Source organism: Bacillus sp. FSL H8-0492 (assembly GCF_038006145.1).
Lineage (GTDB): Bacteria > Bacillota > Bacilli > Bacillales > Bacillaceae_G > Bacillus_A > Bacillus_A mycoides.
The window spans coordinates 4,859,633-4,881,155 of sequence record NZ_JBBOUP010000001.1 but is presented as its reverse complement, the minus strand read 5'-3'; the positions used below and the strand labels follow the sequence as shown (position 1 = coordinate 4,881,155).

Here is a 21,523-nt window from a genome sequence, read left to right as displayed (position 1 = left end):
GATATTGGATCTACGCGCATTTTTTTCTATTACTCAGCTTCAGAAACAACTGTGAAGCGTTCGTTTACATGTTTTGGATTTTCGATTTCATCAAGTGCTGCTACTGCGAAGTCTTCGTAACTTACGTAGCTATCGCCTTTTGAGTTAACAAGAAGATTGTCTTTGCCAGCTGTATAAGAACCAGTACGTTTTCCTAATGCGAATAGTGCAGAAGGGCTGATGAATGTCCAAGTGATATCATTTGTTTGTTGTAGGATTTCTAAGTTTTTACCTTGGTTTTGGGCTGTTGCAAGGTATTCGTTAGGGAAACCTGGTGTATCAAATACACGTGTTGTTTTTTCTTCGTCTACAAATAAGCTTCCAGCTCCACCAACAACAAGTAATTTTGTATTAGGTGCACCTTTCACAGCTTCAATAAGTACGTTTCCAGCATCTACATGAAGATGTTCTTGTCCTGCTGGAGCACCGAATGCATTTACCACTACATCAAATGCTTGTAGGTCGTTAGATGTAAGAGAGAATACATCTTTTTCTAAAAATTTTACGTTTTGGTCTGTAATTTTTGCAGCATCTCTTACGATTGCAGTTACTTCATGTCCGCGATCTAATGCTTCTTTTAAAATACGACTTCCTGCTTTACCACTTGCTCCGATAATTCCGATTTTCATAATGAATCCCTCCAAAGTGTTTTGTTAAAGTGTATATGTGAAAATGAATGAATTTGGTGTAATTAGGTTTGTTACAACCCGATGTAATCATTATAGTTACAGGTTTGCTTTTTTGTCAATGGATTATTTATTGTTTTAGTATGTGCATTTTATAAATACAAAGTCATAAAACATAACAAATAACATGATCATGTTATAAAAACTAACATATGGAAGCAATATCCTGTCGAAAAATGTTGATTTTTGAATATTTTTTAAATATAATTCAATTTATGAAGAAAAAAGGGAGGGGACTAATTGTATGAATATTTTAGAACAATTCGTTTCATCAACGAATACGATTCTTTGGTCATATATTCTTATCGCAATGTTAATTGGTTTAGGGCTTTATTTTTCTATTAAATTGAAATTCGTACAAATTACTCATTTAGGGGAAATGGTTCGACTAATGGGTGATGGCTTAACTGGAAAGACACGTAAAAAGGGAAGTGTATCGTCATTCCAAGCATTTTGTATGAGTTCAGCAGCTCGTATTGGTATCGGTAACTTAGCTGGTGTAGCGCTAGCTATCTCTATGGGAGGACCTGGAGCTGTATTTTGGATGTGGGTTATTGCGATTATTGGAGCATCTTCAAGTTTCGTAGAAAGTACGCTTGCACAAATTTATAAAATAAAAGATGGCAGTGGCTTCCGTGGTGGTCCTGCTTATTATATGGAAAAAGGTTTAAATAAACGTTGGATGGGGATTTGGTTCTCTATTCTGATCACAATTAGTTACGGTTTAATTTTCAACTCAGTACAAGCAAATACAGTGACATTAGCATTTAAAAATGCATTTGGTATTGAGCGTTATGTTGTAGGGATTGTACTTGCGGTATTGGTTGCGGTTATTATTTTTGGTGGTGTGAAAAGTATTGCGCGTATGTCAGAAATGATTGTTCCGCCGATGGCAATTATTTATATTGCAGTAGCTGTGTTCGTTGTTATTAAAAATTATTATTTAATACCGGATATGTTTACAGAAATCTTTAAAGGTGCATTCGGTTTAGATTCAGCTGTAGGTGGTGGTATTGGTGCTGCAATGAAGTTTGGTATTCAGCGCGGATTATTTGCGAATGAAGCAGGTATGGGTAGTGCGCCAAACGCGGCTGCAACAGCTGATGTAACACATCCAGCGAAACAAGGATTTATTCAAACAATTGGAGTATTAGTAGATACATTCTTAGTATGTACATCAACAGCGTTTATCGTACTATGTTCTGGTGCATATAAGGCAACAAATTTAGAAGGTATTGAATTAACGCAAGTCGCGCTAAGTTCACAAATCGGTTCGTGGGCAAGTAGCTTCTTAGCGATTATCATTTTCTTATTTGCTTTCAGCTCATTACTAGGAAACTATTATTATGGTGAAACGAATATTGAATTTATTAAACGAAGTAAAACTTGGTTAACGATTTATCGTATTGCGGTTGTAGGAATGGTACTATTCGGCTCTGTTGCGACGCTTCAAGTTGTATGGAATATGGCAGACTTATTTATGGGTCTAATGGTAATCACAAACTTAATTGCGATTACACTTCTTGGCCGATTTGCGTATGCTGCGTTGGCGGACTATGTGAAACAAAAGAAACAAGGAAAAGATCCAGTCTTCAGTGCAGATTCTATCCCTGGTTTAACGAACACAGAGTGCTGGGACAAGCCAGCAGTAGCAGATAAAGAAAAAGCTGTATAATAAAAAAGGAACGAGCATCAGTGAAATTTGATGCTCGTTTTTTTGTGTAGTAATAAACTAGGGGAGAGAGGTAAAAGACGAACATTAATGAGAGTTTTATAATAAAATGTATTTTTTTTTGAGAAAAATGCAGATGTGAGTTGTAATTTGTGTTAGAATGATTAATGGCTTTGGAATAAGAGATTAGACGGATTTTTATATTCATTTTTATATTTTTAGTGATAAAGGGAAAGTTCGGATTATTTCTCATTTCTAATGGTCAGACGTTCAACATTAAAGAAGAGTTAAATGGAGGATTTTATTAATGAAGTTTGTTATGTTTCTGGTAGGATTACTCGTTGTATTCGTACTCGGTTTTCTTATAAGTGCCGATCGAAAGAAGATTAAGTATAAACCAATTATGGTTATGCTTGTTATTCAGTTGGTATTATCATATTTCTTATTAAATACGCAAGTTGGTTATATTTTAGTAAAAGGAATTTCTGATGGATTTGGAGCGCTTCTTGGATATGCGGAAGCTGGAATCGTTTTCGTATTTGGAGGCCTTGTTAATAAAGGAGAGGTTTCATTCTTCTTAACAGCTTTATTACCAATCGTATTCTTTGCGGTGTTAATCGGAATTCTGCAACACTTTAAAATTTTACCGATATTTATTCGTGCTATTGGTACTATGCTAAGTAAAGTAAATGGTTTAGGAAAATTAGAATCATATAATGCAGTAGCAGCTGCAATTGTTGGGCAGGCAGAAGTATTTATTACAGTAAAAGATCAATTAAGTAAAATTCCAAAACATCGTTTATATACACTATGTGCATCTTCAATGTCGACAGTATCGATGTCAATCGTTGGTTCTTATATGAAAATGATTGAGCCAAAATATGTAGTAACAGTACTTGTATTAAATTTATTTAGTGGTTTCATTATTATTCATCTTATTAACCCGTATGATATTACGGAAGAAGAAGATACATTGCAGTTAGAAAATAAGAAAAAGCAGTCATTCTTTGAAATGTTAAGCGAATATATTATGCTTGGTTTCACGATTGCGATTACAGTAGCAGCGATGTTACTTGGTTTCGTAGCATTAATTACAGCAATCAATAGCTTGTTTGATTCAGTGTTCGGTATTACATTCCAAGCTATTTTAGGATATATCTTCTCACCATTAGCATTCGTAATGGGTATCCCGCAATCAGAGATGGTAACAGCGGGACAAATTATGGCAACGAAATTAGTATCGAACGAATTTGTTGCGATGCTTGATCTAGGAAAAGTAGCTGGTGAGTTATCAGCTCGTACAGTCGGTATTCTTTCTGTATTCCTTGTATCATTTGCGAACTTCTCATCTATCGGAATTATCGCAGGTGCAACGAAAGGAATCGATGAAAACCAATCAAACGTTGTTTCATCATTCGGATTACGACTTGTATACGGTGCGACATTAGTAAGTCTTTTATCGGCGATTATCGTTGGTGTTATGTTATAAAGTGAAACTTTAATCAGTGGGGGCTTTATCCCCCGCTGATTATTAGCCTTCACCAATCGGGCTTTAACGGGCAGTTAATCACCCACCTAACTTCTTTGTTTTCGCTGAATTTTGAGGTGGGGGTCTTACTGCCCGTTAAAGCGGGGTAAAAAAGATGGTCCTAGCTCATAGCTAGGGCTATTTTTTTATGGTAAATTTACATGAAAAAACCAAATATTTAGGAATATATTAACATATAAAAATATTTTAAAATTTATATTGCATTTCAATTAGTTAACGCTTACAATTTGATTTGTAGGTGGTATCAATTTCAGACTTTCAAGTATGGTAGGAGAGAAGAGGCTACCTTTTATAAATTGCAATTTATGTAAACGCTTACTGATTTTAGATAACAGTTGAATAATATTTAGGGGTTTTAAATTTTTTTAACATCAATGGTCAGACGTCATTCGTTATACGTTATACGACCAATAACTCGTGAGAGAAGTGGAGGATTCACATATGAAAATAGTAATGTTTCTAGTCGGTTTACTTGTAGTGTTTGTACTAGGTTTCCTTATAAGTTCAGATCGTAAGAAAATTAAATATAAGCCAATTGCACTTATGCTTGTCATTCAATTGGTACTTGCGTATTTCTTACTAAATACAAAGATCGGATTTGTGTTAGTAAAAGGGATTGCAGATGGATTTGGCGCTATTTTAAAATTTGCGGAAGCAGGGGTTAATTTCGTATTTGGTGGTCTAGCAAATGATGGACAAGCACCATTCTTCTTAACAGTATTATTACCAATTATTTTCTTAGCAGTATTAATCGGGATCTTACAACATATTAAAGTTTTACCGATTATCATTCGTGCAGTCGGTTTCGTATTAAGTAAAATTAACGGTTTAGGAAAACTAGAATCATATAATGCGGTAGCAGCTGCAATTGTTGGTCAAGGTGAAGTATTTATTACAGTAAAAGATCAACTAAGCAAATTACCGAAAAATCGTTTATACACACTTTGTGCATCATCAATGTCAACAGTATCAATGTCAATCGTCGGTTCTTATATGAAAATGATTGATCCGAAATATGTAGTAACAGCACTTGTACTAAACTTATTTAGTGGATTCATTATCGTTCATATCATTAATCCATATGACGTAAAAGAAGAAGACGATATTTTAGAATTACAAGAAGATAAGAAACAAACATTCTTTGAAATGTTAGGCGAATATATTATGCTTGGTTTTTCTATCGCTGTAACAGTAGCGGCGATGTTAATCGGTTTCGTAGCATTAATTACAGCAATTAACGGTGTATTCGATTCAATTTTCGGAATCACATTCCAAAGCATTTTAGGATATATCTTCTCACCATTAGCATTTGTAATGGGTATTCCAACATCAGAGATGCTAGCAGCGGGACAAATTATGGCAACGAAATTAGTAACGAACGAATTTGTTGCGATGCTTGATCTAGGAAAAGTAGCTGGTGAGTTATCAGCCCGTACAGTAGGTATTTTATCAATCTTCCTTGTATCATTTGCGAACTTCTCATCTATCGGAATTATCGCAGGTGCAACGAAGAGTATCGATGGCAAACAAGCAAATGTTGTATCATCATTCGGACTAAAACTTGTATATGGTGCAACGTTAGTAAGTATATTATCAGCGATTATCGTTGGGGTTATGCTTTAATAAATAACAAAGAAGTCGTTTATCTCTCACTTCGGGAGGATAAACGACTTTTTGTTTAACTTGCTTTATCCAAGTCTTTTTTAAACCGTGGTCTCTCTAAATAAGTTCCCAGTCTCCACACATATTCCACAGGACCCATGCGGTATTTCTGTAGCCAATAGGTACTAACGAATAATTGAATCGTATAAATTCCAATGGTTAAAAGAATACCGAAGAAATAGCCAATTTTACCGTATAAGCCAAATCCATATGAGTAAAAAATAGTTGTTGTGATAATAGATTGCGCTAAGTAATTACTAACCGACATTTTTCCCATGTTCGCCATGTATGTTAGTAAGCGCGATGCTTTTTTGTAATGGAACAATAAAGTAATTGTGCTTCCGTAAAGGAAGGTCATGGTTACGGGTGTAAGGCCATCTTGTAACATAATTAAAATCGGATGTTTTACGAACATGGTTAAAATTTTGATTGTAAAAGAAAAAATACCAGTAATAAGCCAGATCTTTTTGACAGCAGGTATATGTTTATCAATCCTAAATAGCCATCCCTTTTTTCCTACGTACATGCCGAGTAAGAAGGGTGGAGACATAAAAATTAATGCGAAAATTGACAGGATAACTAATCCGAAGACACCGTTAATTCCCATGTAATCAAAAGGATTTTCAGTTAATCTAAAGTTGATATGATCCATATAGTTTCCAGTTTCATGAACTTTATGCTCCTTTTCAATATAAGGTGCGACATCATTGAATGTGTTTGATGTTGGTTCAGATTGATAAGATGCGAGCATAATGAGTGCTAGTAAAATAGATGCCCAAATGAGCAACGTTTTCGGTTTTCGATTGATGAACATCATTAAGAAAATCCCGATAACCCCGTAGGCAAATAAAATATCTCCCTCCCAAACAAAGGTGCCGTGAATGTAGCCTAGTAGTAAAAGAATGATAATACGTCTTATGTATGTGGGGAAGAAATTTTTTCCTTTCGCAATAATACTTTTTTGCAACAAAATAATGCTAAGACCAAATAAAAAAGAGAATAGGGACATGAAATTGTGGGTGCCGAAAAATTGAATAAACCAATTAGCACCTTCATCAAGTTTTCCAAATATGTAAGTTGGTTTTTCATTGGCGAAGAATCCAAATTGAATTAAGGTCATATTGACAAGTAAAATACCAAACAAAGCGAAACCACGGATTGCATCAACTGCTTCTACACGCTGATTCATTTTTTCTCTCCTCGTATATTATTTTATCCCGCATTAACGAGCAGTAAGACTCCCACCTCAAAATTCGGCTGGAGCAAAGAAGTTAGGTGGGAGATCAACTGCCCGTAAACGCCCGATTGGTGAAGGCTAATAATCAGTGGGGGATGAACAAAACCCCACTGATTAAAGTTTTACTTTATATTGAAAATAATACCATTTATTTACTGTTGTTATGTCAAATACGAGGAAATTTAAGGTGATTTTAAGCTAGAGAGAAAATAAAAAAATCACCTTAATACATTCATTAAGGTGATTAAAATATTATTCAGCCGGAGGCGTAAATGTACGTTTTTCTAGTTCAGCATCTAGCATAAATAATGCGTTTGAATCGCTTGTAATACGTTTTAATTTTTGAATGATGCTATCAAATGAAGCTTCTTCTTCTACTTGCTCGTCAACGAACCATTTTAAGAAGGTAATTGTTGCGTGTTCACGCTCATCCCAAGCGATATCAGATAAGTGATAAATGCGTTTCGTTACTTCACGCTCGTGCTCAAGTGCAACTTCAAAAGCGTTTAATACAGATTCGTATTCGTTGTTAGGATTATCAAATCCAGTAATAATAGCGCGCTCGCCGCGGTCATTAATATAGTTGTAGAGCTTCATTGCGTGGAAACGTTCTTCTTCAGCTTGTACAAGGAAAAAGTTAGCGAATCCATCATAGCTCTCAGCTGTACAGTAAGCAGCCATTGCCATATAAGCGTGGGCAGAGTAAAATTCAAAGTTCATTTGTTCATTTAATGCGTCGTGCAATTTTTTAGATAACATAAAATCCCCCTTATTATTGTGACAATAATATTATATCATAATTGATAACATTCTCATTTAGATGTTTCAAACCTTTTCGAAAGCTTTGTGACGTGTGCTTCCATAATGTCCTGCAAATCTAAATCATATTTTTGCGAAAGAATAATAAGATTAGATAGTACATCACCAAGTTCTTCTTTTAGTTCTTGTTTTAGCTCTTCTTCTGTTTTCGCATCTTCATCAGGACGATCGCGGCCGATTTCAATAGCGCGAACAACTCGTGAAACTTCCCCAACTTCTTCGGTTAAGAAATTTAAGCGAATAAAGGCATTATACTGTGACCAGCTTCGTTTTTCGTAAAATTCCTCAACCCATCTTTGAAATGCAATGATATCCATTTCTTCCTCATCCCTTCAATATGTTGTACAATGTCAATTGTATCATAACAATATATAGTTTCGGGGTGTAGGAATGAGAAAGATTTGTGTGTTTGCAGGTTCCAATTTAGGGGAGAGACCAGAATTTAAAGAGCAGGCAATGGAATTAGGCAAAATGTTTGTTGAGAACGACTATGAGCTTGTATACGGTGGTTCATGCGTTGGATTAATGGGAGAAGTAGCAAACGAAGTTCTTCGTTTAGGTGGACGTGTAACAGGTGTTATGCCGCGCGGTCTATTTCGAGGAGAAATCGTACATACAGGATTAACAGAATTAATTGAAGTAGAAACAATGCATGAGCGCAAGGCGAAAATGGCAGAGCTTGCGGATGCTTTCATTGCATTACCAGGTGGATACGGAACGTTTGAGGAATTATTTGAAGTTGTATGTTGGTCACAAATTGGTATACATGATAAGCCAGTTGGTTTATTAAACATTAAAGACTTCTACGGACCAATTCTGCAAATGGTTGATCGCGCAGCGGAAGAAGGCTTTATGAACCCATCGAATAAAGAGTTAATCGTTTCAGCTGAGACGGCTGCTAAATTAATTCATGAAATACAAAATTATGAGCGTCCTGTTTTGGGGACGAAGTGGAAGCAGTTATCATAGTACATTTTTATAGCGATTTATAGAAATACATGTCTTTTTTATCGTAAAAAGGCATGTGTTTTTAAGTTAGTTAAATATGTTGATATTTATATATAACGTTTTTAAAAAGGGGAAATAGATGGAGGAGTTTGTGTATTTACGTCCTGTTTTTAAAAGTATTTTAGCAGCATCTATTCTTGTTATGCTAATTGTTTTAAGACAGAGGAAAGAGCTGATTAACGAGTTTTCGCTTTGGTTTATTTCGGTTATATGTATTGGTGTTTCTTCGATAACACTTGTTATGTTAGGATTTATTGCCGATGAATATAGTTTAGGCGGCGATGTGCAGTCTTCTAATATGTTTATTGGGATTGTTTTGATCAGTGGTCTGAATTTCGTTATTTACTATAGACGGAAATAAAAAGGAAGGCATTCCATATTACTTTGGAATGCCTTTATCATTTTGATTACTTTGTTTTTTATATAGATTTTTGGGAACACATGTCAATTTATTTTAAAAAGGCATGTGTTTTTAAATTGGTTAAATATATTGATAGTGAGATGTGAAATCCTTCGAAGAGGGGAAGTAGATGGAGGGATATTTTGATGACTAAAAAAAGAACATCTGAATAAAAGGTGAGTAAGGAATTATTGAGTGACATAGAACTGTTCCGTTAAAGGGGAAGATTGTGGAAGATAGGGAATGTTTTTTATGAAGTTAATAGAGGTTTTTTTAATCGAAATCAGAATAAATTTTATAGATGTAATCCTTATGAATTTTTAATCAGCTATGTATCATAATCTAATCATTAAAATGAAAATTGGAGGAGAAATGAGCATGGGGCGTTCTGTATTAAAAATGTATAGCTACCACTTATGGGCAAATGAAGTTATTTTAAATCGCTTAAAAGAACTACCGCAAGACATTTTCCATAAGGAAGTTAATAGTGGTTTTTCTTCGGTGGCAAAAGTAATGTCTCACATATACCTCACAGATTTAGCCTGGCTTGAGATTATTTCTGGTAAAAGCATGAGTGATGCAATGGTACACACAGACCAATTGAAAGAACAGCTAGAAACAAAAAATATTGAGGAAATGGAAACTAGTTTTTATGAATTATCTAAACGATATAAAGAACTTTTAAGTAGTCAAAAAGATTATGAAAAAGTGTTTGAGGTTGATAATCCATATGCTGGGCACCTGGATACGACGGTTTCTGAAACAATACTACACGTCGTCACCCACGGAGCATATCATCGTGGGAATATAGCCACAATGTTGCGGCAAATGGGGCATACCTCTGTTATGCAAGATTTTGGACTATTTCTATATTCAAAATGAATTCTTTTTATTTACTATAGAATATGGGTTGTATGATGTTTTTGGGGACTGCTTTTATTAGTGGTTTAAGCTTAATTATGTATTAGAGAAAAAAGGCATTCCATATTATTTCGGAATGCCTTTATCATTTTGATTACTTTGTTTTTTATACAGGTACCAGCCACCCCAACCGCCACCAATAGCTACAACAACGAGGAAAGCATAGTCTTTAACCTCGACACGTATATTGAAAATATTAGCTATAAGTAAGAGAATCCCAACTGTTATTAACGCAAAAAATGCTCTAATTAAGTAGTCTTTCAACTGAACCACTCCCGTCATTTAATTAGTAAATGATGAACTTGGACAAGCTTTTTGGATCTAATTACTAAAGGGTGTTACCTATATTTTAACATAAAAGAGATTGTAATATATTGATAAAAGTAGTGGAGGGGAGTGCTATTATTGTCGTGATTTGTTGGTAAAGCGATATTCTTTGTCGAAACGCCGATAAAATGAAAAAATCGCCTATATATTATGAGTTATGATCGATATATTTAAAAAATCGTTGATATAATTTTATGTACGACCAAGTGCGATTACTACATAAAAGAAGCGACTCTGAGTGAGCCGCTTCTGCTTTAAGTGGTATCCAGCTCCAGCGGCTAGAATCTCCGGTCATTTCGCTCTCTCGCTCGAAGCAAAAAGCGCCTTCTATGTGAAAGAACCTTAGCCAGTCAGAGCTGAACGAGCCACCTCCGCTTTTAAATATATTATTGATTCAAGAATGCACGTAGCATCCAAGCGTGTTTTTCTAGTTCTGTGTAGATGCCTAGTAGTAGGTCAGATGTCATTTCGTCGTCAGATTCTTGAGCGATTACCATGCCTTTTTTCAGTTCAGTTAGCATCATTTCGTAGTCTTTCATGATTGTTTCGACCATCCCTTCTGCAGTTTCTCCGTAAGCTGCTTCTTGAATAGAAGATAGTTCTAAGTATTCTTTCATTGTTGCTACTGGTTTGCCGCCAATTGCTAAAATACGTTCTGCGATTTCATCGATGTGAGTAGCTGATTCTGTGTAAAGCTCTTCAAATTTTTCATGTAGTGTGAAGAATTGAGGTCCTTTTACGTACCAATGGAAGTTGTGTAGTTTTGTAAATAAAACGCTCCAGTTTGCTACTTGTTTGTTTAATGCTTCGATTACTTGTGTATTCATTATGATCAATCTCCTCTTGAGTTATTATTTTATATGAATTACTAATTTATAATTATTATAATCTAGTAATTTGTATAAATCAACCCTTTTGCTGGAATTAATTTGAACAAATTATGAACGGTTGTAAATAAAAAATCCCTATTACTATGAAGTAATAGGGATTTTTTATTATATAGCTCCAGCGGCTAGAATATTCGGTGGCTTCGCTTTTTCCTGCGAGCCTCTTCCGCTTTTAGTTGTTATCCAACTTGTTTCTTCTCTTCTAAATCTTGCCCATCCCAACACTCTGTATTCTTTAAGCCAGGGATAGAACTTGCAATGAAAACAGGATCTTTTCCTTGTTTCTTTTGTTTTATATAGTCTACTAATGCCGCATAGGCGAACTTGCTAAGGAATGAGATGGCAATTAAGTTTGTAAATACCATTAGTCCCATAAAGAAATCTGCTAAGCTCCAAACCGTTTGAAGGGCAGCGATAGATCCGAAGAACACCATTCCGACAACTGCAACACGATAAATCAGTAACCATGTTTTGCTTTCTTTAATGAATGCGATATTTGTTTCACCATAATAGTAGTTTCCTAGTAAAGAACTGAAAGCGAACAGGAAAATAATAATCGCTAAGAAAGTACTTGCCCACGGTCCAATTTGTGAACTTAAGGCTTGTTGTGTTAATTCAATACCTTCTAAATTCGATCCTTTGTAAAGTCCAGAACATAATACGATAAACGCTGTTGATGTACATACTAAGAATGTATCTACGAAAACACCTAATGCTTGAACAAGTCCTTGTTTTACAGGATGAGATACATCTGATGTTGCTGCTGCATTAGGAGAGCTACCCATACCTGCTTCTGTCGCGAATAAACCGCGCTGAATTCCGAATTTGATTGCTGCTCCAATACCACCAGCTATAGCTTGGTCTAAACCAAATGCGCTGTTAAATATTTCTGTAAAAATGCTTGGTAACATATTGAAGTTGTTAATAACGACAAAAATAGCCACACCAATATAAACAATCGCCATTGGAGGAACAATCATTTCTGTAATACGTGAAATGCTCTTGATACCACCAAAAATAATAACTGCAACTAATAAAGCTAATAGAGCTCCTACGATCGTTCGCTCTAGTCCAAAAGCATTTTCAAATGCTATTGTTACCGTGTTTGCTTGTACAGAATTGAAAATTAATCCGTACGCAACTGTAATAAGAAGTGAAAACCAAACACCCATCCAGCGTTTGTTTAACCCTTTTTCCATGTAATACGCTGGTCCACCACGGAATCTGCTTCCATCTTTTACTTTATAAATTTGCGCGAGCGTACATTCTACAAAACTAGTAGCTGCTCCAAGGATAGCGATAAACCACATCCAAAATATTGCGCCAGGTCCACCCATTGAAATGGCTAATGCTACACCAGCTAAGTTCCCGATACCAATACGTGCTGCTGCACTTAAGCAAAATGCTTGGAATGGAGAGATGCTATCTTTCTTTTTTTCTTTTCGATTAAATCCTTTACTAATTAAACTGACCATCTCACGGAAATGAGTAATTTGGACAAATTTTAATTTGAAAGAGAAATAAAGACCGAAGCCGATTAACATTGCAATAAGAATATATGACCATAAAATATTATTCGTTACCTCAAGGAATCTGCTAAAGATATCAACCATATAATACACTTCCTTTTTTTCGTAATAAGAAAATTATATGCAAAAAATATACCAGAATCAAATTTTCTAAAAAAACATGTTACTTAATTGTGCTTTATGTTATGATTAAGTTACATCGTAATATTTTTAGAATTATTTACATTTTAAAAAACTAAATTTAAAGCGAAAAAGAGGGGATAATTTGAAAGAAGAATCTTTATTGAAAGTAAGTCTTAAGAGTTTAAAAATGAGAAGTAATTTATTTTTTATCATTACATCTTTAAGTATCTTTTTAGGAGCCACTTATTATTACAATAAAAGATTTCCAAATCACAGGTATCCTGAATGGTTAGAATTTCTAAAATTGATTTGATGAATAAAAGACGGAAAAACAGAAAATTCAAATAAAAATCGTTGTGGAGGAGCTAAATATGAATATTAGAGAAAGTGAACTTCCGGGTATTGGTTACAAATTTCAAATCGTTACGAAAGGTAACGAAAAGATGGTGATTGTCATTCATGATGATGGGCGTAGAGAAATGTATCATTTTGATTCAGACCATGAAGAAAGCATCTCAAGTATTTCATTACGTGACTCAGAGGCAAGACAAATTGCAGCAATATTAGGCGGGATGGTATATAAGCCTAGGGCACTAGAAAATGTTGAGATGGTCTTTGAAGGTTTAGCAATTGAGTGGTTTAAAGTGGAGAATGCAGCTCCGGCAATCGGAAAAACAATTGGCGACCTTGAAATAAGAAAAACATATAGCGTAACGATAATTGCAGTTATGAAAAAGAATATGAAAAAGCTATTTAATCCAGGTCCAGACACTGTGATTGAAGAAGGAGATATGCTTGTAGTTTCTGGTGAGAGAGAAGAAATTAAAAAGATTATTAATGAATTACTTTCGAATAGGGGGACTGACTAGATGGATACTTTAATTTTTGAAGTTGGTACAGCTTTAGTTTTAGTAGCAATTGCGGCAGTAATCGCTGGAAAGTTTAAATTCTCAGTAATACCTTTTCTAATTGTTCTTGGCATGTTAGTAGGACCGCATGCGCCGACAATAGGTGTTATCGATCTCAAATTTATTGAAAGTGCAAGTGTAATTTCCTTCCTTGGAAGGATTGGAGTTCTGTTCCTTCTGTTCTATCTAGGGCTAGAGTTTTCGATGAAAAAACTAATTAAATCTGGACGTTCTATTGCGATTGGCGGAACGATTTATATTTTAATTAACTTTTCACTTGGATTATTATATGGATTTATAATGGGCTTCCCTTTACTTGAAATCTTAATTATTGCGGGTATTATTACGATTTCTTCTAGTGCCATCGTTGCTAAAGTGTTAGTGGATTTAAGAAGAACTGGTAATAATGAGACCGAATTAATATTAGGAATTATTATGTTTGAAGATATATTCCTTGCTGTATATTTATCAGTTGTTTCTGGTTTAGTCCTAGGGGATCATGCTTCCTTCTTAGGTGCTCTTACTTCGATTGGAATTGCTTTAGGATACATGCTTCTATTCTTTATTGTGGCTAGAAAGGCTACGCCGTTATTAAATAGATTGCTCAATATTAGTTCAGATGAAATTTTCATTATTGTAGTATTTGCTTCGTTATTCTTTATTGCAGGTTTCTCGGAAACAATTCACGTTGCCGAAGCAATTGGAGCACTTCTTTTAGGATTAGTTTTCTCTGAGACAGAGCATAGTGACAGAATTGAACATCTCGTTGTTCCATTTAGAGACTTTTTCGGAGCTATTTTCTTCTTCAGTTTCGGATTAAGTATCGATCCGTTTTCATTAGGCGGGGCGATATGGTTAACGTTAGGTGCTGTACTTCTGACGATAATCGGAAATTTTGTAGCAGGGATGATTGCAGGACGACAAGCTGGATTATCGCATAAGGCGTCCACAAATATTGGATTAACAATTGTTTCAAGGGGAGAATTCTCCATTATTATGGCTAATATCGGTATCGCCGGTGGTTTAATGTCAGTATTGAAACCATTCTCAGCACTATACGTGCTTATACTATCGATTTTAGGTCCACTTCTTACGAAAGAGTCGAAAAATGTATATAAATTATTAAATAAAATATTTAAGTGGGATACGAAGACTAGATAAATTTTAAAAAAATAAAAGTACAAGATATTTACTGCTTGTACTTTATTTTTTGCAATGAAAACAGTAAAGAGAGGTAAATGATGTTAGGAGAGTTGATTCATTCAGTTTTAGTTTTTCTAGAAGGACTTGGTTATTGGGGAATTATGCTGGGATTAATGATAGAGGTTATCCCAAGTGAAATCGTATTATCTTATGCAGGTTATTTAGTATCAACAGGAAGCATTACATTTTGGGGGGCTGTCGCGTTCGGTACAATTGGTGGTGTAATCGCACAACTATTCATTTATTGGATCGGTCGATACGGAGGAAGACCTGTTCTTGAGCGATATGGAAAATATATTTTGATTCAGAAGAAACATATTGATTATGCTGAAGCGTGGTTTAATCGTTACGGAACTGGTGTTATTTTTACAGCGCGTTTTATTCCTGTTGTGCGTCATGCTATTTCGATACCAGCAGGTATTGCGAAAATGTCACATGCTAAGTTTATTACGCTAACTACATTAGCTGTTATTCCATGGTCAATTGTATTTGTCTATTTAGGCTTTAAATTAGGATCAGAGTGGGAAAGTATTAATAAAGTAGCTGGGCCATATGTGAAATATTTTGCGCTTGCTGCTATTGTTTGTGCAATTGGTTATTTTATATTTAAAAAAATGATGAAAAAAAAGTGATTACGGAAAAAGAATCTATGCTGACATAGATTCTTTTTTATTGTCATTTTTTAAAGGGTGAAAGAGTATGTTTAATATTTACCATAGTGTGGCATACATATAGGAAAAGGGAGTTTGGAAAGGGGATTATTGAGAAATGGAACTCCAGTTTCAAAATGTATATCAACAAGTTGAGAATTGGTATGTGTTGGATTCGGAGCTTCCTTGGGATGTCAAAAAGTTAAGAAATGATTTGTTTTCTCTTATTGAAGTAAGTGCAACGCCAGTTATTTTTTGTGATACGTGTGATGCGAATCATGTACTTTTATCATTAGGAGAAGAAGAAGAGGAGTTTTTATTCCCAGTAGGTGGTTTTTATCATAAAGAAAAACAATTAATTTTCGTTTGTATGTGGGAAGAGTATGAGCAAGTACTCAAAACGCTATTGCATGAATTCAGGCATGCGATGCAGCATAAGGACGATGTACTATATGTTGGAAATGAACTATACGAAGAAAGATGGATCGAGAAAGATGCGAGGCATTTCGCGGAGAGGAAGCTAGATGAATATAAAAATAGAAATTTAATCTGAAGCATAGTGGAGGAAAATCACTGTGCTTTTATTTGTTGCTAATTAAAAATAAGTAGTTGACCTTTGATAAGTTTAGTTCTAAACTAATAGTATCAAATGAGCGAGGTGATGTAATGAAAGCAGAGGAAAGACTTGGATTAATATTATGGTTTCGTTTATCACGCTTTTATAATAGAAGTATTCGTGAGACGAATCAGCATTTGAAAAAGTGGAATGTATCTGCCGCTCAGTTTGATGTATTAGTTCAAATTGGAGGAAACGATCGTTTAACGCAGCAAGAACTTGGAAATAAGTTGTTTGTTACGAAAGGAAATGTTACTCAACTTTTAAATAAGATGGAGCAACTAGATTGGATTCAGCGTGAACAAGAAGGTACTACGAAATATATTTCATTAACAGAAAAGGGAAAGGTTCTATATGAAGAAATAGTCCCGCCGCAAGAAACATTTCAAGCAGAGCAATTTGATAAGTTAAATAGAGAAGAACAAAAACAATTATTAGAATTACTGAAGAAGTTGCAGTGATAAAATTAAAAATAAATATCTCGATTTCGAGATAATATGAGGTGAAGGATATGTTTAGAAAAGTTGATCATAAAAATATGGGAAGAGCAAATCACGGTTGGTTAAATACACATTTTCATTTTTCCTTTGCAAATTATTATAATCCAAACAACATGGATTTTGGAGCAGTACGTGTTATGAATGATGATTTAATAGCGCCACAAACTGGTTTTGATATGCATCCGCACCGTGATATGGAGATTATCTCTTACGTTATAGATGGTGAATTAACACATGAAGATAGTATGGGGAACCGCGGGACAATTGAGCGTGGGCATGTTCAATATATGAGTGCAGGTACTGGTGTATTTCACAGTGAGCATAACTTAGGAAGTGAAACATTACGTTTATTGCAAATTTGGATTTTACCAGACCGCGACGGTCATAAACCAAACTATGGTGAGTTTAAATTTGATTGGAGTAAACGTGAAAATGAGTGGTTCCATATGGTATCTCCTTCTGATGGAGATGCACCAATTCATATTCACCAAGATGCAAATTTATATTCTTTATCATTAGAAGCTGGTAAAGAAATTCATTTTCCTGTTAAAGAAGGACGTCAATTGTACATTGTACAAATTGAAGGTAGCAGCGTTGTAAACGGTGAAACACTTGTAATGCGTGACGCAGCGGAGGCTGTAGAAGAATATATTCGTATTCAAGCGAAAGAGAAGTCTCACTATTTAGCAATTGAAATGAAAATGCAATAAAGTGAGGCTTTAATCAGTGGTGGCTTTCCAGCATATAAATAGCGGAATGAAAAGTTATAGGAAAGAGGACATCGTTTTTCGATGTCCTCTTTTTGGTGAGTTTAATTATCAGAAAAAACTTTCTCAATTTTTGAGAGCAGGTATTAGAGAGATTATTCAGAATATTTATAAAGGTGTTAAAAACTTTTAGGGAAATGGGGAGTGTTAGATTGAAAAAGCAAGTAATTTCATCAGCATTAGCATTAACTGTTATCGCAAGTGGGTTTGGGGCATTTGGAGCAACTACGACGAAAGCAGAAGAGCAAAAAATCCAGTATCACCAAGAGTTTAAAACACCAGCTTACATAGGTGAAGAATGGAAAGCGCCGGAAGGACTAGATAAAAAAGAGACGGTCTTTCAATATTTAGAGAGTAAAAAAGATATGTTTAAACTAGCAGGAAATATTGACAAACATTTCAATATCGTTGGTGAAGAAAAAGATGCTGAGTCTGGTACAACACATGTGAAGTTAGTTGAGAAGCATAATAACATTCCTGTGTATGGTTCAGATCAAACAGTTACGCTTGATAAAGAGAACAATGTAAAAGCATTTTTCGGACAAGTTATTCCGAATTTAGATAATAAAAATATTCCTGCATCTGCAAGTATTAGTGCGGAACAAGCCGAAACGATTGCAAAAGCTAATATTGAGAAAGAAATTGGTAAAGTAAAGAATTATGATGGTGTGAAAAAAGATTTATATGTGTATGAAAAAGATGGTCAATACTATCTTGCATATCTTGTAAAAGCGTCGGTTTCGAAACCAGCTCCAGGATATTGGCATTACTTTGTTGATGCAACAAATGGAAATGTTATTGAGAAATATAATGCTGTAGATAACATTACTGGATTTGGTTACGGAGTATTAGGTGCTAGACAATCATTTGAAATTGCTCAAGATACGAAAACAGGAGCGTTCAACTTATTTGATGGTACACGAGGACAAGGTGTCCATACATTTGATGCAGAGAATATGAACGAAGACTGGTTTAATTTATTCTCACAAATTCTTGGATATACAGGAGAAGAAATTGGAAGTAAATCTAAGTTCTTCGAAGATAAAGCGGCAGTTGATGCGCATGTGAATGCAGGAAAAGTATATGATTATTATAAAAAGACATTTAACCGTAACTCTTTCGATGATAAAGGTGCAAAACTTATTTCTGCTGTTCACGTAGGTGAATCTTGGAATAACGCAGCGTGGAACGGTGTACAAATGATGTATGGTGATGGAGATGGTAAGACATTTATTCCATTATCAGCAGGGCTAGATGTTATTGGCCACGAATTAACGCATGCTGTAACTGAACATACAGCAAACCTTGTATATAAAAATGAATCAGGAGCGTTAAATGAATCGTTATCTGATATTATGGGCGTCATGGTTGAGAAGAAGAGCTGGGATTTAGGTGCTGATATTTATACACCTGGTAAACCTGGAGATGCACTTCGTTCTCTAAAGGATCCAGCATCTATTCCAAACCCATTAAAACCAGGTGAAGGTTACCCAGATCACTACAATAAACGTTATACTGGAACAGCTGATAATGGCGGCGTTCATATTAACAGTAGTATTAATAATAAGGCGGCGTATTTAGTGTCTGAGGGCGGCACGCATTACAATGTGAAAGTAACTGGAGTGGGCCGTGAAGCAACAGAAAAAATTTACTATCGTGCTCTTACAAAATATTTAACTGCAAACTCTGATTTCAAAATGATGCGTCAAGCTGCACTTCAATCAGCAGAGGATCTATACGGTAAAAACTCTAAAGAGGTACAAGCTGTAACGAAAGCTTATGATGCTGTAGGAGTAAAATAATAAGAGAAAAAAGACCTGACTGGATTGTCAGGTCTTTTCCTTATTTAGTCACGAATACCTAATGCGATTTTCGCCATACGCGACATACGTTCTTTTGTCCATGGCGGATTCCATACAACGTTTACTTCTATTTCATTTACTTCAGGTACGTTCGTTGATAATACTTTTTTAACGTCTGATACGATTTGGCCAGCCATTGGACAACCGATAGAAGTCATCGTCATTGTAATGACAGCATTATTATTTTCATCCGCTGTAACGTCATAAACTAATCCGAGATTGATAATATCAACACCTAGCTCAGGGTCAATAACAGCTTCTAAGTTTGCATATAACTTTTCTTCAAATGCTTGTTGTGACATGTGTAGCACCCCCTAAATATTAATGATATCGGTTCTCATTATAACGGATATGCGGGATAAGTGCAGGAAATGAGCTCAAAAAAATATTCCTCTCTGAGAGAGGAATATTTTTTTGAAAAGCTATTCAGTTTTAAAATGAGATACAAGCTGATCTAATTCTTCAACTGTTTGTTTCATTTGTTTTGCAGTGAGAGTCATTTCATTCATCACGATGACTTTCTGTTCAGCAGATTGTGCCGTTGCGGCTGTTTCACTAGATACTTCATTTGAAATAGAAGCGATGTTATTAAGTGAAGCGTTCATTTCTTCAGCGCTTGCAGCCATTTCTTCAGCAGTTGCTGATATGTCTTGCATTTGAGTTGATACTTTATTTACTTGTTCAACAATTGTTGTGAAAGAAGTACCAGCCTCACGAACGACAGTAATGCCTTCAAATGCTTCAGAACGACCTTTAGACATCATAGAGCTAGCAGTTTCCGTATCATTTTGAATTTGATGAAGCAATTGGTTAATATCTTTTGCCGCTGTTTTTGATTGTTCCGCAAGTTTACGAACTTCATCAGCTACGACAGCAAATCCTTTTCCTTGTTCACCAGCACGAGCCGCTTCAATAGAAGCATTTAAAGCAAGTAGATTCGTTTGCTCAGCGATATTAGAAATAGATTGTACAGCCGTATCAATATATTTCGTATGAGTGATTAGACGTTCGACTACTTCTGATGTAGCATTTACAGCTTCGTGAATCGTTGTCATTTGTGTAATAGATTTCTGGATAACAGTATTTCCATCGTTAGCATGTTCAGATGTGGTAACAGCTAGCTCGGCCACAGACGAAGCAGATTCAGCGATACGCTGAACACTTATTGCCATATCATCCATCGCAGTCGAGCTTTCTTCCATACTAGAAGTTTGCGATTGAATACTTGAATTTAAGTTGGACATCGAGCTTTGAACTCTTATTGTTGCCTCGCGTGATGTATTAGTCTTTTCTAGCATATTTTCAGAAGCTGTTTGTACTTCTACAGATGTTTTTTGAACACGATTAATGATATGCTGCAAGTTTTCTAACATTTTATTAAATGATGTGGCAATAGCACCGATTTCATCATTGCTATTTACTTGTAGACGGGCTGTTAAGTCGCCTTCTTGAGAGGCTAATTCTTTTAGTTTAGTATCAATTTGTTGAATTGGTTTTACAAGCTTACCAGAGAACCACCATGCAAGAATAATTGCAGTTACAATACAAATAACAAGTGATAAGAAGACAATATATTCAATTCGTAGTGAAGATTGATCGATTTTTTCAATAGATTGTTCACGTAATTTAGCTTGTTCATTAGTGTAATTTGTGAAATCACCGATTACTTTATAAACAGTGCCATTCTCTGTAGAAGCTACTTGTAAAGCTTCTTCCCATTTTTGTTCTTTTGCAAGAGTGAATACTTTCTCTTCAATGAACTTTCTCCAAGTGGATCCTAATTCCATTGTGCTTTTCACGGACTGAGAAGTGTTAGGGTTAGAAAGAAGTTGCCCTTTTGTATCTTCAAGACGTTTACTCATCTCATTAAACTTGTCTAATTCGACTTGATCATGTTGTAGTAAATAACCTCTTAAAGCAGAAAGTTGTACTTGATAAGCGTCTCCGCGCTCTTTCAATTCTGTTGCAAGAGGAGAAATTTCTTTTTGTAATGTTTCAGCTTTATGAGACTGATCCATGGTAAAGAATAAAATAAAAGCTAAGGCGATGCCGAATAAAGCACAAATCACTCCCATCATGAACATTAGTTTTTTTCGAATGCTAATAAAATTCATATGATAAAAATCCTCCTTGTAAAATCTTAGTATTAGAATTAATT

The 21,523-nt window shown here is 35.2% G+C and carries 22 protein-coding genes; 13 read left to right on the top strand and 9 right to left on the bottom strand.

The features are described 5' to 3' along the window. Positions 1 to 29: 29 nt before the first annotated feature. Positions 30 to 668: an NAD(P)-dependent oxidoreductase gene (locus MHH66_RS25315; protein WP_033707279.1), complete on the bottom strand. Its 639-nt coding sequence runs from the start codon at positions 666 to 668 to the stop codon at positions 30 to 32. A gap of 301 nt (positions 669 to 969) precedes the next feature. On the opposite strand from MHH66_RS25315, the gene MHH66_RS25310 reads away from it, so the two are divergent. The 3 genes from MHH66_RS25310 to MHH66_RS25300 all read left to right on the top strand — a co-directional run bounded on the left by MHH66_RS25310 (position 970) and on the right by MHH66_RS25300 (position 5,569). Next, on the top strand, positions 970 to 2,400 hold the full coding sequence (locus MHH66_RS25310) for an alanine/glycine:cation symporter family protein (RefSeq protein WP_002068141.1): 1,431 nt from the start codon (positions 970 to 972) through the stop codon (positions 2,398 to 2,400). Between the two features lie 304 nt (positions 2,401 to 2,704). Next, positions 2,705 to 3,886 carry a NupC/NupG family nucleoside CNT transporter gene (locus MHH66_RS25305; protein WP_078185086.1) on the top strand — a complete coding sequence of 394 codons (1,182 nt, stop codon included), beginning with the start codon at positions 2,705 to 2,707 and terminating at the stop codon, positions 3,884 to 3,886. Positions 3,887 to 4,387: 501 nt separating this feature from the next. Continuing rightward, complete coding sequence (locus MHH66_RS25300) at positions 4,388 to 5,569, top strand: NupC/NupG family nucleoside CNT transporter (RefSeq protein WP_002191127.1); 1,182 nt, start codon at positions 4,388 to 4,390, stop codon at positions 5,567 to 5,569. A gap of 55 nt (positions 5,570 to 5,624) precedes the next feature. On the opposite strand, the gene MHH66_RS25295 is transcribed toward MHH66_RS25300, so the two are convergent. From MHH66_RS25295 to MHH66_RS25285, 3 genes are all read right to left on the bottom strand, one after another. Continuing rightward, positions 5,625 to 6,797, bottom strand: coding sequence for a DUF418 domain-containing protein (locus tag MHH66_RS25295; RefSeq protein WP_078185087.1), 1,173 nt, complete (start codon positions 6,795 to 6,797; stop codon positions 5,625 to 5,627). 300 nt (positions 6,798 to 7,097) lie between these two features. Next, complete coding sequence (locus tag MHH66_RS25290; protein ID WP_000949400.1) at positions 7,098 to 7,604, bottom strand: ferritin; 507 nt, start codon at positions 7,602 to 7,604, stop codon at positions 7,098 to 7,100. A gap of 53 nt (positions 7,605 to 7,657) precedes the next feature. Next, positions 7,658 to 7,981, bottom strand: a complete 324-nt coding sequence (locus MHH66_RS25285; protein ID WP_078185088.1) for a MazG nucleotide pyrophosphohydrolase domain-containing protein — start codon at positions 7,979 to 7,981, stop codon at positions 7,658 to 7,660. Positions 7,982 to 8,054: 73 nt separating this feature from the next. On the opposite strand from MHH66_RS25285, the gene MHH66_RS25280 reads away from it, so the two are divergent. The 3 genes from MHH66_RS25280 to MHH66_RS25270 all read left to right on the top strand — a co-directional run bounded on the left by MHH66_RS25280 (position 8,055) and on the right by MHH66_RS25270 (position 9,954). Next, on the top strand, positions 8,055 to 8,633 hold the full coding sequence (locus MHH66_RS25280; RefSeq protein ID WP_033707281.1) for an LOG family protein: 579 nt from the start codon (positions 8,055 to 8,057) through the stop codon (positions 8,631 to 8,633). Between the two features lie 118 nt (positions 8,634 to 8,751). Further along, positions 8,752 to 9,033 carry a hypothetical protein gene (locus MHH66_RS25275; protein WP_078185089.1) on the top strand — a complete coding sequence of 94 codons (282 nt, stop codon included), beginning with the start codon at positions 8,752 to 8,754 and terminating at the stop codon, positions 9,031 to 9,033. A 417-nt stretch (positions 9,034 to 9,450) separates the two neighbouring features. Then, the gene (locus MHH66_RS25270; protein WP_078185090.1) at positions 9,451 to 9,954 is read left to right on the top strand and encodes a DinB family protein; all 504 of its coding nucleotides are present in this window, start codon (positions 9,451 to 9,453) and stop codon (positions 9,952 to 9,954) included. A 105-nt stretch (positions 9,955 to 10,059) separates the two neighbouring features. On the opposite strand, the gene MHH66_RS25265 is transcribed toward MHH66_RS25270, so the two are convergent. The 3 genes from MHH66_RS25265 to MHH66_RS25255 all read right to left on the bottom strand — a co-directional run bounded on the left by MHH66_RS25265 (position 10,060) and on the right by MHH66_RS25255 (position 12,820). After that, positions 10,060 to 10,257 (bottom strand): hypothetical protein, encoded by a 198-nt coding sequence (locus MHH66_RS25265; RefSeq protein ID WP_000656312.1) that lies wholly within the window; start codon positions 10,255 to 10,257, stop codon positions 10,060 to 10,062. 449 nt (positions 10,258 to 10,706) lie between these two features. Then, positions 10,707 to 11,147: a Dps family protein gene (locus MHH66_RS25260; protein ID WP_078185091.1), complete on the bottom strand. Its 441-nt coding sequence runs from the start codon at positions 11,145 to 11,147 to the stop codon at positions 10,707 to 10,709. 239 nt (positions 11,148 to 11,386) lie between these two features. Beyond that, entirely contained in the window at positions 11,387 to 12,820 is a 1,434-nt protein-coding gene (locus tag MHH66_RS25255; protein ID WP_063218075.1) for an alanine/glycine:cation symporter family protein, read from the bottom strand. Between the two features lie 410 nt (positions 12,821 to 13,230). Here MHH66_RS25255 and MHH66_RS25250 point away from each other — a divergent pair, with 410 nt between their 5' ends. The 7 genes from MHH66_RS25250 to MHH66_RS25220 all read left to right on the top strand — a co-directional run bounded on the left by MHH66_RS25250 (position 13,231) and on the right by MHH66_RS25220 (position 19,305). Continuing rightward, the gene (locus MHH66_RS25250; protein WP_001026068.1) at positions 13,231 to 13,728 is read left to right on the top strand and encodes a cation:proton antiporter regulatory subunit; all 498 of its coding nucleotides are present in this window, start codon (positions 13,231 to 13,233) and stop codon (positions 13,726 to 13,728) included. Then, a complete protein-coding gene (locus MHH66_RS25245) occupies positions 13,729 to 14,928 on the top strand; it encodes a cation:proton antiporter (RefSeq protein ID WP_002191123.1) in 1,200 nt (399 codons plus the stop codon). A gap of 80 nt (positions 14,929 to 15,008) precedes the next feature. Continuing rightward, complete coding sequence (locus MHH66_RS25240) at positions 15,009 to 15,602, top strand: DedA family protein (protein ID WP_078185092.1); 594 nt, start codon at positions 15,009 to 15,011, stop codon at positions 15,600 to 15,602. Between the two features lie 136 nt (positions 15,603 to 15,738). Beyond that, positions 15,739 to 16,173: a DUF3920 family protein gene (locus MHH66_RS25235; RefSeq protein ID WP_002015986.1), complete on the top strand. Its 435-nt coding sequence runs from the start codon at positions 15,739 to 15,741 to the stop codon at positions 16,171 to 16,173. A 113-nt stretch (positions 16,174 to 16,286) separates the two neighbouring features. Beyond that, positions 16,287 to 16,697 (top strand): MarR family winged helix-turn-helix transcriptional regulator, encoded by a 411-nt coding sequence (locus MHH66_RS25230; protein WP_002089461.1) that lies wholly within the window; start codon positions 16,287 to 16,289, stop codon positions 16,695 to 16,697. Between the two features lie 50 nt (positions 16,698 to 16,747). Further along, the gene (locus MHH66_RS25225) at positions 16,748 to 17,446 is read left to right on the top strand and encodes a pirin family protein (protein ID WP_078185093.1); all 699 of its coding nucleotides are present in this window, start codon (positions 16,748 to 16,750) and stop codon (positions 17,444 to 17,446) included. 209 nt (positions 17,447 to 17,655) lie between these two features. Beyond that, positions 17,656 to 19,305: a M4 family metallopeptidase gene (locus MHH66_RS25220; protein WP_131828952.1), complete on the top strand. Its 1,650-nt coding sequence runs from the start codon at positions 17,656 to 17,658 to the stop codon at positions 19,303 to 19,305. Positions 19,306 to 19,349: 44 nt separating this feature from the next. On the opposite strand, the gene MHH66_RS25215 is transcribed toward MHH66_RS25220, so the two are convergent. Both MHH66_RS25215 and MHH66_RS25210 read right to left on the bottom strand, forming a co-directional pair. Next, the gene (locus tag MHH66_RS25215) at positions 19,350 to 19,667 is read right to left on the bottom strand and encodes a metal-sulfur cluster assembly factor (protein ID WP_000082522.1); all 318 of its coding nucleotides are present in this window, start codon (positions 19,665 to 19,667) and stop codon (positions 19,350 to 19,352) included. Between the two features lie 120 nt (positions 19,668 to 19,787). Continuing rightward, positions 19,788 to 21,479 (bottom strand): methyl-accepting chemotaxis protein, encoded by a 1,692-nt coding sequence (locus MHH66_RS25210; RefSeq protein ID WP_078185095.1) that lies wholly within the window; start codon positions 21,477 to 21,479, stop codon positions 19,788 to 19,790. Between the last annotated feature and the right edge of the window lie 44 nt (positions 21,480 to 21,523).